13 protein-coding genes, 1 tRNA gene and 1 pseudogene are annotated in these 16646 nt (G+C 58.1%); 7 read left to right on the forward strand and 8 right to left on the reverse strand.

What is annotated here, in order from left to right; all coding sequences use genetic code 11:
* Nucleotides 1–177: 177 nt before the first annotated feature.
* A pseudogene (locus tag O3C79_RS05585) lies at nt 178–825 on the forward strand (ESPR-type extended signal peptide-containing protein); the annotation flags it as partial.
* 306 nt (nt 826–1131) lie between these two features.
* Nucleotides 1132–5424, forward strand: coding sequence for an autotransporter family protein (locus tag O3C79_RS05590; RefSeq protein ID WP_494385777.1), 4293 nt, complete (start codon nt 1132–1134; stop codon nt 5422–5424).
* Nucleotides 5425–5509: 85 nt separating this feature from the next.
* On the opposite strand, the gene ychF is transcribed toward O3C79_RS05590, so the two are convergent.
* The 7 genes from ychF to O3C79_RS05625 form a co-directional block, all read right to left on the reverse strand.
* Entirely contained in the window at nt 5510–6601 is a 1092-nt protein-coding gene (gene ychF / locus O3C79_RS05595; protein WP_076463556.1) for a redox-regulated ATPase YchF, read from the reverse strand.
* A gap of 21 nt (nt 6602–6622) precedes the next feature.
* On the reverse strand, nt 6623–7210 hold the full coding sequence (pth, locus tag O3C79_RS05600) for an aminoacyl-tRNA hydrolase (RefSeq protein WP_494385130.1): 588 nt from the start codon (nt 7208–7210) through the stop codon (nt 6623–6625).
* 21 nt (nt 7211–7231) lie between these two features.
* Nucleotides 7232–7822, reverse strand: coding sequence for a 50S ribosomal protein L25/general stress protein Ctc (locus tag O3C79_RS05605; protein ID WP_010322675.1), 591 nt, complete (start codon nt 7820–7822; stop codon nt 7232–7234).
* 121 nt (nt 7823–7943) lie between these two features.
* Nucleotides 7944–8885, reverse strand: a complete 942-nt coding sequence (locus tag O3C79_RS05610) for a ribose-phosphate pyrophosphokinase (RefSeq protein WP_010322674.1) — start codon at nt 8883–8885, stop codon at nt 7944–7946.
* 63 nt (nt 8886–8948) lie between these two features.
* A tRNA-Gln gene (locus tag O3C79_RS05615) sits at nt 8949–9023 on the reverse strand.
* Nucleotides 9024–9134: 111 nt separating this feature from the next.
* Nucleotides 9135–9704 (reverse strand): lipoprotein insertase outer membrane protein LolB, encoded by a 570-nt coding sequence (lolB, locus tag O3C79_RS05620; RefSeq protein ID WP_494385131.1) that lies wholly within the window; start codon nt 9702–9704, stop codon nt 9135–9137.
* Nucleotides 9701–11428, reverse strand: a complete 1728-nt coding sequence (locus O3C79_RS05625) for a tetratricopeptide repeat protein (protein WP_494385132.1) — start codon at nt 11426–11428, stop codon at nt 9701–9703. Before O3C79_RS05625 ends, lolB begins: the two co-directional genes overlap by 4 nt.
* A gap of 193 nt (nt 11429–11621) precedes the next feature.
* On the opposite strand from O3C79_RS05625, the gene hemA reads away from it, so the two are divergent.
* From hemA to O3C79_RS05650, 5 genes are read left to right on the forward strand one after another with little or no spacing between them, the layout of a single operon-like run.
* Nucleotides 11622–12890, forward strand: a complete 1269-nt coding sequence (gene hemA / locus O3C79_RS05630; protein ID WP_494385133.1) for a glutamyl-tRNA reductase — start codon at nt 11622–11624, stop codon at nt 12888–12890.
* Nucleotides 12891–12917: 27 nt separating this feature from the next.
* Nucleotides 12918–14003, forward strand: a complete 1086-nt coding sequence (gene prfA, locus O3C79_RS05635) for a peptide chain release factor 1 (protein ID WP_076463538.1) — start codon at nt 12918–12920, stop codon at nt 14001–14003.
* Entirely contained in the window at nt 13996–14838 is an 843-nt protein-coding gene (gene prmC / locus O3C79_RS05640; protein ID WP_494385134.1) for a peptide chain release factor N(5)-glutamine methyltransferase, read from the forward strand. Before prfA ends, prmC begins: the two co-directional genes overlap by 8 nt.
* A gap of 5 nt (nt 14839–14843) precedes the next feature.
* Nucleotides 14844–15608, forward strand: a complete 765-nt coding sequence (gene moeB, locus O3C79_RS05645; protein ID WP_494385135.1) for a molybdopterin-synthase adenylyltransferase MoeB — start codon at nt 14844–14846, stop codon at nt 15606–15608.
* Complete coding sequence (locus O3C79_RS05650) at nt 15598–16017, forward strand: CoA-binding protein (RefSeq protein ID WP_010322667.1); 420 nt, start codon at nt 15598–15600, stop codon at nt 16015–16017. The genes moeB and O3C79_RS05650 overlap by 11 nt, the downstream gene beginning before the upstream one ends.
* On the opposite strand, the gene O3C79_RS05655 is transcribed toward O3C79_RS05650, so the two are convergent.
* On the reverse strand, nt 16018–16638 hold the full coding sequence (locus O3C79_RS05655) for an ankyrin repeat domain-containing protein (protein WP_494385136.1): 621 nt from the start codon (nt 16636–16638) through the stop codon (nt 16018–16020).
* Nucleotides 16639–16646: the final 8 nt, after the last annotated feature.

Below are 16646 nucleotides of genomic sequence, written 5' to 3' on the forward strand. Positions count from 1 at the left end.
GAGTATAAACGCCTGTTTGGGCAGGGGCCGTCGGAAACCCTCGCGCAACGCCCGGGTTAACTCTCAAGGCAGGAGTTGTTTGCGGATATCCGATAGTGGGCCAACAGTCGTTTGACGATAATCGCGGATTAACATTCGAGCCAGTTTTGCATTAAGCAGTTACATGGAGCCGTAACCATGAATTTCACTTTCCGACTACGTTACAACGCCAGTCTTGGTCTGTGGCAGGTAGCTGCGGAAACCTCGAAAGCACGGGGCCGGTCGTCTGGCGGTCGCGGTGCTCGTTCGACAGTTTTTTTGTCACTTAGCCCATTCCTGCGGCGGATAATTGCACTGGCCCTGGCAGTATCCCCAATGTCCGCACTTGCCCAGAGTGTTGAATCCACAGGGAATTTGGAAAGTGGGGTTTTTAATGGTGCGTGGACGTACAGCCCCGTTAGCTCCGTATCTCCAATCTGGGATGTCCCAGGGGATTCGTTCCATATCGGCCGACAGAGCGATGCAACCCTGGACATACTGGATGGGGGAAAGGTTACCAGCGACTATACAACGTTAGGGACTGGGGCTGGCGTTGATGGTTCTGCGACTGTCTCCGGAGCAGGCTCTATCTGGGATGTGTTGAGTTGGATGGTCATCGGAAGTGCCGGAAGCGGAGTGATTCATCTTCGTAATGGTGGTGTCCTTAATAGCGTGGGAACCGTCGCCCTTGGAGAGCGGGCCGGTGGTACTGGCACTGTCAATGTGGAAGGGGCTTCTACCTGGAATCTAGACGGAAATCTCTATGTGGGCCTCCGGGGCTCGGGTGTCCTGAATATCTCAAACGGTGGGAAAGTCAATATCGGTCGCATCGGTATTGTGGGAGCTGGGCAGAGAGTGTCAGGACCTGATCCTGATCATAGTGGCTCAGGAGTTGTTAACCTGTCTGGTCCGTTTTCCGTGTTGACGGCGGGTGGCAGCCCTGGTAGCCCGTCTAATGACGGGCTATATATTGGAAATGTAGTGGAGGGTACGTCGGGTACTTTTAGTGTCCAGGATGGTGCTCAAGTTGTCACTACCAATACTTTCGTTGGGCGTGGCGAAGTGGGTATTGTCAATCTGGACCAAGGGGCCAGTTGGACGAACTCAGCCAATATGTTTATTGGCGATGGGGGCAATGGCACTGTCACCGCTGACGGCGCTTCTGAAATCAGCAATGTCATTGGTCGCGTTGGCGTCCAGACAGGGAGTCAGGGCACGGTTAACCTGCTCAATGGCTCCAGTTGGGTAAACTCAGACGATCTGCACTTGGGGTTGGGAGGAACCGCCACTCTCAATGTCAGTGGTGGCAGTGAAGTTTATAGCCGTCATGGCAGCCTTGGTTACTACGCCAGTGGTGAAGGCGTTGCCACCCTGACCGGAGGTGGTCTCTGGGAGATGCAGGGAAACCTTCTTATCGGTAATGAAGGCACTGGTACCCTCAACATTGGCAGCTACGACGGAGCGGGAACCGCCGGCGAGCTTGTTGCAACCAGCATCGCGACGGGCAGCGGCAGCGGTACCATTAACTTTAACCAGACAAACACGGCTCAGCTATCCGCTCCTATTGCCGGCAACCTTGAGCTCAACCAGCGCGGCAGCGGCACCACGACCCTGACCGGGAACAACAGCTACAACGGTGGCACGACGGTGTCATCGGGTACGCTGCAAATTGGTAATGGGGGTACATCGGGAAGTCTCGCGGGCACTGTGGTCAATAACAGCTCACTGGTATTCAACCGGTCAGATGACTCCAGTTTCGATGGCATGATCAGCGGAACGGGCACACTGACGAAAGAGGGGGGAGGCTCCCTGACGCTCAGTGGCAATAATACTGTTACCGGGAATACCACGGTCAATGACGGCACCTTGCTCGTTGAAGGGTCGCTGGGTAACTCTAACATCCAGATAAATAATGGCAGTCATCTTGGCGGGTCGGGTACCGTTGGTAACACCGAGATTCAGGATGGCGGCACTCTGACTCCAGGGAGTTCACCCGGCCATTTGACGATAGCCGGTAACCTGTTCCTGGCTCCAAACTCTGCATTGAGCTTTGAGCTGGGGGATCCTTCAGGAACGGCGGGGGTTGATAGCGACCTGATTGACGTCAGCGGCGACCTGACATTGGATGGCACGCTTGACGTGGCGGATGCGGGCGGTTTTGGCCCGGGCTTGTACAGGTTGATCAATTACGGTGGAGCGCTCACGGATAACGGGCTTGAGGTTGGCGCAAGCCCCCGGGGGTACATCTCCGATGATGTTGAGGTGCAGACCAGCACATCGGGACAGGTAAATGTGCTGGTGTCTTCTCCCTCTGTTTCCGCACTCACCTTCTGGAACGGCTCGGCCTTAAGCGCCACCGGTTCTGTTGAGGGTGGAGATGGAGTCTGGGAGCTGAACCGTGCCAACTGGACCGACCCTGTGGGGGCGACGGCAGGTGTATACGACCTCGCAGGACTTCTGGTGTTCTCTGGTGACAGTGGCAGGGTGATCGTGGACAACAGTGATGGTCAGGTGACTCTGAACGCGGGTGCCGGTCTGCAGTTTGCTGCGGATGGGTACCGGCTAGAGGGTGATTCACTTGAATTTGTGGCCGCAGACACCACCCTTCGGGTCGGGGATGGAACCTCAGCTGGCGCGAGTTACAGTGTGACCCTGGCCAACGATCTGACAGGGTCTGGAGGCTTTGCCAAGACAGACCTGGGGGAGTTGGTGTTGACCGGAGACAGCTCTCTGGGCAGCCTTGCTTCCGTCCGGCAGGGTACCATGAGCATCAGGGATGGTGGTCGCCTGTCCAGCAATGCTGAAGGCCGTGTTGGCTATGCCAGTGACGAGGAGGGGAGAGTCACCGTTACCGGTCCGGGGTCCGCCTGGGTCAGCTCGGGGGATCTGCGGTTGGGGTCTGAGGGTGAAGGAAGCCTGCAGGTTCTGGGCGGGGCAACCGTCAGCAATCAGGAGGGGCTTGTCGCTCACCAGGATGGGGCCGTTGGCCACGTGTTTGTGTCCGGCGAAAATAGCCACTGGCATAACCAGGGCTGGCTTTACATCGGAGTTGAGGGAGACGGTGAACTCAAGATCGGTGATGGGGCCCAAGTGAGCAACACCGTTGCTTACGTCGGCCGGGGTAGTCTGGGCACGGGCAACGTGACGGTAACCGACGCCGGTTCCGAGTGGAATAGCTCCGATGACCTCTACGTCGGAGGCTGGGGCAGGGGAACCCTGAACATTCAAAATGGTGCGACGGTCAGCAGCCGCAATGGTCGCTTGGGCTACTTTCCGACAGGGGATGGAACAGTAACAGTAACAGGTGGGGGCGCTTGGAATAATCAGGGCAACCTTATTCTTGGGTATGAATCCACCGGAACCCTGAATATAGGAAAGGTGGACCTGAGCGATACCGCCGGGCAGGTGACGGCCAGCGAACTGGTCACGGGGACTGCTGGCAGCGGCACGCTCAATTTCAACCAAACCGACGATATCACCTTCAGCATACCCATCGCCGGGAATATCGTGGTGAATCAGCGTGGTGTCGGTACTACCATTCTGACCGGCACCAACACCTACTCGGGCGACACTACTATTTCCGATGGTGCTGTGCTGGTTAATGGCTCTATTATTAATTCCCGTATAGTGGTTGGTGGCGGCACTCTGGGTGGCAGTGGCTCCTTGAGTGATGTTGAAGTCAATAGTGGTAGCCTTTCGCCAGGTAACTCCATTGGCACCCTGAATGTGACAGGTGACTGGAGTCTAGCTAGCGGAGCAACTTATCTGGTTGAACTGATCAGCGGCGGTACAACGGCGGGTACGCACAACGACTTGGTCGAGGTGGGTGGTAACGCTACCATTGACGATGGCGCCCTGCTGCATGTGACGCCCGAGAACGGCAGTGATAATGGCTCCACCTATGCTGATGGCAGTACCTATGCAATTGTCCGCGCCGCAGGGGATATGATGGTAAATGGTACTCAAATCCTGAGTGACGACTATGCCTACCTGGATTTCAGTACCAGCCACGATAGTGATGGTTACTACCTGACCAGCCGTCTTATCAGCGCGCCAGAACCGGAACCTGAGCCCGAGCCTGAGCCCGAGCCCGAGCCCGAGCCTGAGCCTGAGCCTGAGCCTGAGCCTGAGCCTGAGCCCGAGCCTGAGCCCGAGCCTGAGCCCGAGCCCGAGCCTGAACCCGAGCCTGAACCCGAGCCTGAACCCGAGCCTGAACCCGAGCCTGAACCCGAGCCTGAACCCGAGCCTGAACCGGAACCTGAACCGGAACCTGAACCGGAACCTGAACCGGAACCGGAACCGGAACCGGAACCCGAGCCCGAGCCCGAGCCCGAGCCCGAGCCCATCCAGAGCTTCTGTCTCGATGGCATGCCCGGCAACCAGTGTCGCACCGGTGATAGCGCTTTCAGGTTGGCGGCAGGGCATCCACTCTATGACCAGATTCTGAATATGAGTGAAGCTCAGGCAAGGGCGGCGTTGAATGCGCTGTCGGGTGAGCTGCATGCCAGTGCCCGCGCCCAGTTGGCGACACAGAGCGACGGCATTCGTCTGGCTGCACTGGAGCGGCTGCAATCCACACCACAGCAAGCAGTTACCGGGCTCTGGTTCGATATGCTCTACAGCGATAGCGAGCAAGAGGGGGGTACCGGCATATCCCGTTTAGATAGCCAAAGCCGCGGCCTGTTGCTGGGCGCGGATGGCTACCTGCAAAATGGCTGGCGCCTAGGGGTACTGGGTGGTTACCAGGACAGCGATATGGACCTTGCTGCGCGATCATCTTCTGCGGAAGTGGATAGTCTGTATCTGGGCGTCTATGCCTCACGACACTGGGGTAACAACTGGCACCTAAGTCTGGGGACTACGTTTGGGCAGCACCAGTTGCAAACGCAACGCCATGCGCTGGGCCAGACACTGAGGGCCGAATACGACGCCAGTAGCTGGCAAGCCTTTGCCGAAACCGGCTATCGTTTCGAGTCTGATCATGGCTGGGTACAGCCGTTTGTGGGCCTGTCCTGGCTGAACCAGCGTAATGATAGGTTCACGGAATCTGGTGGCTCGGCGGCTCTGGCGGTGGAACGCACGGAGTCGAATACCGGTTTTGCCAGTGTCGGTGTGCGCGGTGGTGCTGAGCTGGGTGCGGATCCTTTGCCGGTTCGTGTGCAGGGCTCTATCAGTTGGCGCCATGCCTTTAATGATATCGATACGGTCAGTCAGCACCGCTTCCTGGGAGGTGACAGCCGTTTCAGTGTTAAAGGAACGCCGATTGCCGAAAATACCGTCGTGATGGATGCAGGGCTTGTCGTACCGATATCAGAGAATGCCGATATCAGCTTCGGCTACCGGGGCGAGCATTCAGACGAGAGTGAGGTACAGGAGGGGTATATTCAGATGAGTGTACGCTTCTAGTCCAGAAGCCTGGCCATGGCAGGCGAAAAGCGATATTGCCTGCCATGACGGGGCCTGGCACCGGAGTCGGTGTCAGGCGTCGTGCTTATACGTTGAAGCGGAAGTGGACCACATCACCGTCTTTGACGATGTATTCCTTGCCTTCCAGACGCCAGCGACCGGCATCCTTGGCACCCTGTTCACCCTTGTGCTCGATGAAATCATCGTAGCTGATCACTTCGGCACGGATGAAGCCTTTCTCGAAGTCGGTGTGGATAACACCAGCCGCCTGAGGCGCGGTAGCACCGATGCGGACCGTCCAGGCACGAACTTCCTTAACACCGGCGGTGAAGTAGGTCTGCAGGCCCAGAAGGCTGTAACCGGCACGAATCACGCGGTCCAGGCCCGGCTCTTCCATACCCATATCCTGCAGGAATTCGATTTTTTCATCGTCTTCCAGCTCGGAAATCTCGGATTCCAGCTTGTTGCAGATGGCTACGACTTCAGCATTCTCGGTTGCCGCCAGTTCCTTTACCTGATCCAGGTACGGGTTGTCTTCAAAGCCGTCTTCAGAGACGTTGGCGATGTACATGGTCGGCTTGGTGGTCAGCAGGTGTAGGGTCGGCACCAGTTTCAGCTCGGCCTCGTCCAGCGCCAGAGAGCGGACCGGCTGGCCTTCTTCCAGATGCGGGATCAGTTTTTCCAGCAGCGCCTTGGTGGCGATGGCTTCTTTATCACCACCTTTGGCTGTGCGCTGCACGCGCTGCAGCTGCTTTTCGCAGGACTCAAGGTCTGCCAATGCCAGCTCCAGGTTGATGGTTTCGATATCTTCCAGCGGGTGGATTCGGTTAGCCACGTGGATAACGTTGTCATCTTCGAAGCAGCGAACTACGTGGGCGATGGCATCGGTTTCACGGATATTGGCCAGGAACTTGTTACCCAGGCCTTCACCCTTGGATGCACCAGCGACCAGACCGGCGATATCGACAAACTCCATGGTCGTCGGGATCACCTTCTCGGGCTTGACGATCTCGGACAGCGCATTGAGGCGCGGATCCGGCATGGGAACAATACCGGCGTTCGGCTCAATGGTGCAGAAAGGGAAGTTCTCGGCGTCGATGCCCGCTTTGGTCAGGGCATTGAAGAGCGTAGATTTGCCGACGTTGGGCAGGCCGACAATACCGCATTTGAAACCCATGCTTAGATCCTGTAGTTGAAGTTAGCCGTTGAAGCTGTGCAACTGATTCATCGCCTTGGCCCAGTCACCATGAATGGCGAGGGGCAGGTATCTCAGTGCTTCATCAATCGCCGCTTGCGTTTTGTCACGTTCGGACACCGGGGCCTTGCTCAGGACAAAACCTGACACCTGAGCGGCGCTGCCAGGATGGCCGATGCCAACACGCAAGCGGTAGAAATTCTTGTCGTTCCCCAGTTTACTGATGATATCGCGCAAGCCGTTATGACCGCCGTGACCGCCGCCCTGTTTAAGGCGCGCTGTTCCCGGTGGGATATCCAGCTCATCATGCACGACCAGTATGTCACTGGTGGGAATCTTGTAGAAATTGGCAAGTGCTGCCACGGCCTGACCACTGCGATTCATGAACGTTGTCGGGATCAGCAGATGGACGGGGCGGTGGTCGATCAAGACCTTGCCGTAGAGGCCGAAGAATTTCTTCTCCGGTTGCAGGGGGGAGTGCTGGTGGGCAGCAAGCTGCTCCACCAGCTCGGCACCGGCATTGTGACGGGTTTTGCTGTATTCGTTCCCGGGGTTGCCGAGACCGACGATCAGTTGAATCCGGTCTTTCATGCCAGTGCCTGTCGCCTAAGCTTACTTGCCGGCTTTGGCGCCACGCGGAGCGTAGCAGTAGCCAACGCTCTGGTCGTGGTCTTCGCCGCGACGCAGGGCAACGATCTCAACACCTTCCGGCAGAGTGATGTCGGACAAGTGAGCAATCTGACCCAGTTCGATCTTGGACAGATCAACTTCCAGAACTTCCGGCAGATCTTTCGGCAGGCACAGGATTTCAACAGTAGAAGCTTCCTGAGCGAACTTGGCAGCAGCCTTGGAGGCAGCAGATTTTTCGAAGTTCACGAATGCCAGCGGCACCTGCAGTTTGATCTTCTGGTTGTCATCGATGCGCTGGAAGTCAGCGTGCAGAACAACCGGCTTGGACGGGTGACGCTGCAGGTCCTTGATGATGACCTTCTCTTCTTTACCTTCCAGGTTCAGAGTCAGGATAGAAGAGTAGAAGCCGTCTTCCAGCAGCATGCGGTACAGTTCACGTGCGATAACGGAAACTGCTTTCGGCTCGGAAGAACCGTAGATGATGCCCGGAACCAGACCTTCACGACGCAGGCGGCGGCTCGCACCCTTCCCCTGATCGTTACGGTCAACAGCGTTTACAGTAAAAATTGCCATGTTTAATACACCTTATATATTTAAACCGCATGCCTCCGCGACCAGATGCATGCGGTATGTGGTGGCTCCAGAGGAGCCGGACAGTTACACGGGGTTGAGCCCGTGGGTCAGCGCCTGTTCCTTATCGGAACATTGCACTAATGGATTCTTCGTTGCAGACGCGGCGTACCGCTTCTGCCAACAGGGGTGACAAGGACAGCTGACGGATCTTGTCACACTTCTGCGCCTGCTCGGACAGCGGAATGGTGTCGGATACGACCATTTCGTCCAGCTCAGAGGCGATGATGTTATTGATGGCCGGGCCGGACAGTACCGGGTGGGTCACGTACGACACGACGCGCGCAGCGCCCTTGTCTTTCAGTGCCTTGGCGGCCTTGCACAGGGTACCTGCGGTGTCGCACATGTCGTCGACCAGGATGCAGGTACGACCGGTAACGTCACCGATCAGGTTCATCACCTGAGCTTCGTTGGCGCGCTCACGACGCTTGTCGATGATGGCCAGGTCGCAGTCCAGCTGCTTGGCAACGGCACGGGCACGTACAACGCCGCCCACATCCGGGGATACTACGATGACGTCGTCGTATTGCTGGTCGACGATGTCGTCGAGCAGGATTGGTGAGCCGTATACGTTATCAACGGGGATGTCGAAGAAGCCCTGGATCTGGTCAGCGTGCAGGTCGACGGTGAGGACACGGTCGATGCCGACGCTGGAGATCATGCTGGCTACAACCTTGGCACTAATGGGTACACGGGCAGAACGCGGACGGCGATCCTGGCGGGCGTAACCAAAGTAGGGGATAACCGCGGTGATACGGGTAGCTGATGCGCGACGCATGGCGTCAGCGAAAACGATCAGCTCCATCAGGTTATCGTTGGTTGGGGCGCAGGTGGACTGGATAATGAAAACGTCCTTACCGCGGACGTTTTCCTGAATTTCTACACTGACTTCGCCATCGCTGAAACGGCCTACATGTGCTTTGCCCATTGGGATATCGAGGCGTTCGACAACTTTCTGAGCCAGCTCCGGGTTTGCATTGCCGGTGAAGACCATCATTTTAGACACGGCGATTACCTTCTCGATTGCGTCGGAATTTGATGAAGAAGAGAGGAAGTCAGTCATGGTAATTGGCTGGGGTAGCAGGATTCGAACCTGCGCATGCTGGAATCAGAATCCAGTGCCTTACCGCTTGGCGATACCCCAGTCGTCTCCTGTGGTGCGAACCACGCTAAGAAGGCGCATATTCTCTACAAACCTTTTGTAGAAATCAACCCCTGCGTCGCGAAATTCTGTCGGTTGTAAATCGGGACCACTTCAAGTTTCCCAGCGACTGAGGATTACGGTAAGGCGCAGATCCTCATGTTGCAAGCGTAGCTTCTCAGGCAGTGTCTGTCCTGCTTGAACGGAAAAACGCATATATTCTACGCGCCAGCCGGCCTGAGTGAAACCGATAGCAGGGGCGGCCAGAGGCGTAGAGGGGAATTTGGGGTCGGTAAGGCCGCGAATCCAGAAACGAGCCTGTGACAGGGGCAGGTGCCAGCCCAGCAGTTTCTGCATCAGCGCTTCGGGGCTGCTGGCGCGATAAACCTGGTCATCACCGGACTGGCGCAGGCTGACGCCCGTATTGTCGCCTTCGATGCGCAGGCCACCCTGGCCCAGAGGGCCGGTGAGGGCAATGCGGTATTCGTCCTGCTGCTGCCACCAGTCCAGGTTGGCACTGTGGCTCTCGCTGGCCATACGGATACCGATCCGGCCTTCGGCCTGCCAGCTGTGTAATTGTGCAGCACTGGCCGGGTTGAATCCTTGCGGCGGAGCCGGTTGCCGGGCGAACTGGCTGCAGCCGGCCAGTGCAAGGCTAAGTGTCAGGGCAAGCAGACGCTTCATGGTTGTTCATCCAGAGCGTCGACAGCCTCCTGCAGGTGAAGGTTGTCAGGTGTTTGTTCCAGACCTTCCTGCAGCATTTTCCGAGCAGTATCTTGTTCGCCCAGTGCCCAGAGTACCTGTACCAGATGGCTGCGCACCTCCGGGTCCGGGTAGGTGTCGAAAGCACGCTGGAGAAAGTTCAGTGCTTCGCGGTTGCGTCCCAGTTTGTGCAATACCCAGCCCATGGAGTCGAGAATGGCGGGGTCGGAGGGTTCCTGTTCCAGTGCCAGACTGATCAATTGATGCGCTCGTTCGATCTGATCGGGGGCATACAGCGTCAGGGTATAACCCAGTGCGTTCTGGATCATGGCGCTGTCCGGTTCAAGGGAATAAGCCTTGCGCAGATCGGCCAGCATGGATTCGCTCTGATCCGGTGTGGCAATCATGGCGCGGGTGTACAGCAGGTCGGCACTGGGCGGAAGGCTGTCGATGGCGTCGGTCAGAATTTCCCGTGCGGTATCGATGAGATCCTGACGTTGCAACCACTCTGCATAAAGGATGGTCAGGGTTTCGCGGCGCTGCGGGTGCCGGGCGACGTGGTCTTCCACCAGCAGCTCAACCTCGGCTACCTGATGTGGCTGGTCATAGAGTGACAGGGCGCGGCTGAATGCCTGCACGGCGTTGGGGCCGTCTTCAACCAGCAGGAAGTGGTCCAGAGCCTGTTGACGGTGGCCCTGCTCCTGAGCGATTACGCCCAGATAAAAGTGTGGCTGCAGGTTGTCAGGCTGTTTTTCCAGCAACTGCTGCAACAGCCTCTGGCTGTATTCGGGGAGATCATTCTCCAGCAGCAGTAGCGCGAAATAGTACTCCAGCTGAGGGTCTACCCCTTCCTGCTCTACTACCTGCTGGATTGCAGTCCAGGCTTCTTCTGTTCGACCAGAGAGTAGCAACAGTTGGGCTTGTACAGCAGCCAGTCGGGAATGGTTGGGGTTGTCCTGCATCGCCTTTTGTACCAGTGCCAGCCCTTTTTCCGGCTGATCCTGTCGACGATAGAGTTCCGCCCGCTGCAGTACCAGTTCGGCCTGGGTCGGTTCTACCTGTAAGCCCTGGTCGAGCAGAACCGCTGCCGCGTCCGGCTGCTGCAGGCGTTGCAGCAGGAGAACGCGGGTGAGCAGATAATCCAGGCGTTCAGGGTCGTCACCGCTGATGCGGGTGAGCAGCTGGTAATACTGACCGGCCACTTCCGGCGACATATGGTCAGCCTGAGTCGTGATCAGGGTTAATGCTTCATCGCCACCCTGTTGCAGCACCTTTTCCAGCAAGGGAGCTGCTTCTTCAAAGCGACCTTCGTGCAGCAGGATATTGGCCTGAATGTGCAGAGGCTCCAGTGCGTCAGGCGCATAGCGGCTCCAGAGGGTGCTGGCTGCCAGCACCCGTTTGGGGTCACGCAGGAATTGAGCGATGCGTGTGGCGCGTTCGGCAACGGCTGCGTCCCGGGTGGCCTCGGCCTGGCGCAGATAGGCTTCCAGCGCTTCGTCGAAGCGGCCCTGTTTGCCCGCCAATTCAGCGCTGAGCAGGTCGTAAAGACTGTCGGCATTGAGCTCTCCGGGCACCTGGGGAGATACCTCGAACGGCCGAGTAGAGACCGACTCCGGGGCCTGGGTAAGGCTTTGTTGGGCACATCCGGATATCAGCAACAGGGCTGTAACGCTGATCAGCTTGGGAAGAGTCCTCAGTATATACACGGTTCCATTCCTGCCGAGGGGGGTAAGCCCCACTATAGAGTAGAGGGCCGGAGCTTGTCATGGGGCTGACGAGCCCAGGCTGAACAAAGGTCTATTGATCAGTGTACGGTAAGGAAGCGCAGATGGGTTAATCCCGAGGCGGCAAAGGTGTATCATGTCGCGCTTGTCTGTAACGGGGTGACGCGAACCTTATATGGCTCTGCTGGCGTTAGGTATCAATCACAAGACGGCCTCTGTCGAGGTCCGGGAACGGGTGGCGTTTGCGCCGGAGGCGTTGGGCGAGGCACTGCAAGAAGCCAAGTGCCGGGCCGATCTCTCCGAAGTGGCGATTCTGTCGACGTGTAACCGTACCGAGCTCTACTGTTCAACAGAGCTTGAGGGCACGCGCGCGCTGCTGGAGTGGCTGGGCCAGTACCATGGTCTGGACGTGGACGAGCTGCAGAACTGTTCCTATGCCTATTGGAACGAGGAAGCCGTGCGTCATATGATGCGTGTCGCCAGTGGCCTGGACTCGCTTGTATTGGGTGAGCCGCAGATTCTGGGGCAGCTCAAGTCCGCCTATTCCGTGGCACAGGAAGAAGGACTGGCCAGTGTTGAACTGGGTCGCCTGTTCCGCACCACCTTTAACGTGGCCAAGCAGGTCCGCAGCCAGACCGCAATTGGTCAAAACCCCGTTTCCGTAGCCTACGCCGCCGTTAGCTTGGCCCAGCATATCTTTGCCGATATCAGCAGCAGCCGTGCGTTGTTGATCGGTGCCGGTGAAACCGTGGAGCTGGTTGCCCGCCATCTCAAACGGGCAGGTGTACAGAACATCACCGTTGCCAACCGTACCCTGGCACGTGCACTGGCCGTGGCCGAAGAGTTTGATGGCCGTGCCATCGAACTGAGCCAGATCCCGGATGAACTGCCCAATACCGATATTCTGATTGCATCCACCGCCAGCCAGTTGCCGATTCTGGGCAAGGGGGCGGTGGAAGCGGCGCTGAAAAAGCGCAAGCATCGCCCCATCTTTATGGTCGATATTGCTGTTCCGCGCGATATCGAACCCCAGGTGGGCGAGCTGGATGATGTCTACCTCTATACCGTGGATGACCTGCGTGAGGTGATCGAGGAAAACCAGCGCGAGCGCCAGAGCGCCGCACTGGAGGCGGAAGGCATCATCGAAACCGGTGCCCATGAATACATGCGTCAGCTGCGTGAGCTGGATGCGGTAGGAACACTCCGATTGTTGCGTGAGCAGGCCATTGCCGTGGCGCAGCAGGAGCTGGAGAAGTCCCGCAAACAACTCAGGAACGGCAAGGACGCAGAAGAGGTGCTGCAACGTCTGGCCCACGGCCTGACCAACAAGCTGCTGCACCAACCTACCGTACAATTGCGCAAGGCGTCGTCCGACGGCCGCTCCGATCTGCTGCAGCTGGTACAGGAACTGTATCAGCTGGACGGACCCGACAACCGCGACTGATCGTCCTGCCACAGGAGTGAACCTGTCATGAAAGCATCCATCATCACCAAGCTGGAGGCGCTGTGCGATCGCCATGAAGAACTGGCGGCGCTGCTGAGCGAACCCGAGGTGATCGCGGATCAAACCCGCTTCCGCGACTACTCGCGTGAGTATTCCGATCTGGAAGAGGTGACCAAGGCCTTTAATGCCTGGCGCCAGGCCGGAGAGGATCTTGAGTCGGCCCAGTTGATGCTGGAAGACGATGATCCCGATATGAAGGCGATGGCGCAGGAAGAGATCGATGCGGCGCGTGAGCAGATCGAAGCGCTGGAAGCCGAGCTGCAGATCCTGCTGTTGCCGCGCGACCCGAACGATCATCGCAGTGTGTTCCTGGAAATTCGTGCCGGCACGGGCGGTGACGAGGCGGCTATCTTCTCCGGAGACCTGTTCCGCATGTACTCCCGTTACGCCGAGCAGAAGGGCTGGCGCGTTGAAGTGATCAGCGCCAACGAAGGTGAGCACGGCGGTTACAAGGAGATCATCAGCCGGGTCGCCGGTGAAGATGTCTATGCCCAGCTAAAGTTCGAGTCTGGCGCCCACCGCGTTCAGCGTGTGCCGGAGACCGAGTCCCAGGGTCGTATCCATACCTCTGCCTGCACCGTTGCGGTAATGCCGGAGATGGACGAGTCGGCCGAGGTAGAAATCAACAAGGCCGATCTGCGTGTGGATACCTACCGCGCTTCCGGTGCCGGTGGGCAGCACGTCAACAAGACCGACTCCGCGATCCGTATTACGCACTTGCCCACCGGGCTGGTGGTGGAATGTCAGGAAGAGCGCTCGCAACACAAGAACCGCGCCAAGGCGATGGCGTTGCTGGCATCGCGTCTGCAGCAGGCCGAGATCGACAAGCAGCAGGCGGAACAGGCCAGTGCGCGTAAAAGCCTGGTAGGCTCTGGTGACCGCTCCGAGCGTATCCGTACCTACAACTTCCCGCAGGGGCGCTTGACCGATCACCGCATCAACCTGACCATCTATCGCCTCAATGAAGTGATCGCCGGTGATCTGGATCAGGTGATTCAGCCGCTGCGCAACGAATATCAGGCCGAGCAGCTCAGCAGTCTGTCCAATGACTGATGTTTGTGTGGCCGATGCGCTGGCAAAGGCCGAGCTGCTGGTAAATGTCAGTGACAGCCCTCGCGTGGATGTGGAGCTGCTGCTGTGTGAGGTACTCGATAAGCCGCGCAGTTGGCTGTTTACCTGGCCCGATAAGACGCTAAGCCAGGAACAGCAGGAACAGTTCGATCAGCTGCTGGCGCGTCGCCTGCAGGGTGAGCCGGTGGCCCATCTGCTGGGCTATCGTGATTTCTGGACCCTCAGGCTCAAGGTCAGCACCGATACGCTGATCCCGCGACCGGACACCGAATGTCTGGTGGAACAGGCGCTGAGTCTGTTGCCGAATCAATCTGCACGTGTAGCCGACCTGGGCACAGGCACCGGTGCCATCGCACTGGCGCTGGCCAGTGAGCGGCCCGCGTGGCAGTTACAGGCCACCGATTTCCACCCCGGCGCCGTGGCACTGGCTCGCACCAATGCAGAGCTGAATCAATTGAATAATGTTGAGGTGCTGCAGGGGAACTGGTGTGAGCCTTTGACCGGGCGCTACGACATGCTGGTCAGTAACCCGCCCTATATCAACCCTGAAGATCCGCACTTGCAGCAGGGTGATGTCCGTTTTGAACCTCTTAGCGCCCTGATTGCCGAAGAAGAAGGCATGGCTGATATTCGCCAGATTGCCGAACAGGCTACCCGCCACCTGTGTAACGGTGGCTGGCTGCTGTTTGAACACGGCTATGATCAGGGCGATGCCGTCCGCCAGTGCCTGACGCGTCTGGGCTATGCCGAGGTGGAAACGGTACGTGATCTGGGAGGCAATGAGCGCGTAACCCAGGGGCGCTGGCAGGAGAAATAATAAAGATGATGAATGATCAGGAACTGATGCGCTACAGCCGCAGCATCATGCTGCCGGAAGTGGACATTGCCGGTCAGGAAGCCTGGCGTCAGGCGCGTGTGTTGATTCTGGGCCTTGGTGGCCTGGGAGGACCGGTTGCCGCGTATCTGGCGGCGGCCGGCGTCGGTGAGCTGGTGCTGGTGGATGATGACGAAGTCGAAGCCAGTAATCTGCAGCGTCAGATTATCCATAGCGAAGAGGCCTGTGGGCAGGCCAAGGTAGAGTCCGCCGCTGCCAGCCTCCACGCCATTAACCCGGGCGTCAAGGTTGTTACACGTGCAGAACGCCTGCAGGGCGAGGCTTTGCAGCAGCAAGTAGCCGATGTGGACCTAGTGCTGGATTGCAGTGACAACTTTGCCACCCGCTTTGCGCTGAACAAGGCCTGCTTTGCCACCGGTACCCCTATGGTATCCGGCGCCGCCATCCGCTTTGATGGCCAGATCAGTGTCTATGATCCGCGTGACCCCGAATCGCCCTGTTATCAATGCCTGTACCGCACTGGCGATGATGAAGCGCTGACCTGCAGCGAGTCAGGTGTATTCCCGCCGCTGGTGGGTATCATCGGCAGTATGCAGGCGATGGAAGCACTTAAACTCTTGGCCAGGGTGGGCGAACCCCTGACCGGTCGTCTGCTGTTGCTGGATGGCCAACGAATGCAATGGCGCAGCCTCAAGCTGCGTCCCGACCCCGAATGTCCCATCTGCAGAGGAGAACACCGGCATGCAGGATAATCAGATCAAGTCATTGCTGGAACGTACTCAGCGTATCGCCCTGGTGGGAGCCAGTGCCAAGTCTCACCGTGCCAGCTATCAGGTGATGTCCTTCCTGATCGAGTCCGGTTATGAAGTCATTCCGGTTAACCCGGCTTTGGCCGGTCAGGAGCTAATGGGCCAGACCGTGGTTGCCAAACTGGCGGATATCGAAGGGCCTGTGGATATGGTGGATATTTTCCGCAACTCGGTAGATGCCGGCTACGTGGTGGATGAAGCAATCGAGATTGGTGCTCGTGCCGTGTGGCTGCAGCTGGGTGTCATCAATGAAGTGGCTGCAGAGCGCGCGGAAGCGGCCGGGCTGGAAGTGGTCATGGACCGCTGCCCGGCGATTGAGTTGCCCCGATTGGGCGTTATCTCGGCGGCCTGATCAGCCGCCCAGCATCATTTTACGGATGCGAATATCTTCCTTGACTCGCCTGAGCTGGAGCGCCAACGCCTCGTCTTCCAGTTGCTCCAGCCAGGCATCCTCACACTCGGCGCCCGATTGAATCAGAAACTGCAGCAGGGCCTGGTCGCTCAGTGGAATCAGCTTTTCCAACAGTGCCCGCCCGGCCTCATCCCGCGAATCCAGGTCGGCACCGTATTCCAGAAGCCGGCTGATATGCACCATCAGGCTGGTGGATGGACAATGCTCGGCACAGTGATGCAGCAAGGGCTGTCCTTGATGACTCAGGTTGGCATCTTCGCCGGCCTGGAGCAGAGCGCTCAGCTGTGCAAGGCTTTTGGTTTGCTGAAGGGCCAGTACTGTTAAGGGTGAGCCACAGCTGGCCGCAGGCAGAGGAGCCTGACATTTCTGCAGCAGCAGCTGCAGAAGCCTTGGTTCCTCCGCCTTGAGAGCATGTTCCAAAGCATGGCAGCCGTCCGCGTCTGTCTCATAAATGCTGTCGACCTCCACTTTGGCCAGCAGGCGGGCAAGCTTGTCTACATCGCCAGCCTGAATCGCCTTGATCAAACGCTGCTGCGGTGAGTTGAACAGTGACTTCAGCATCAGACCTC

This window comes from Marinobacterium sp. NO-S09 (assembly GCF_059179545.1).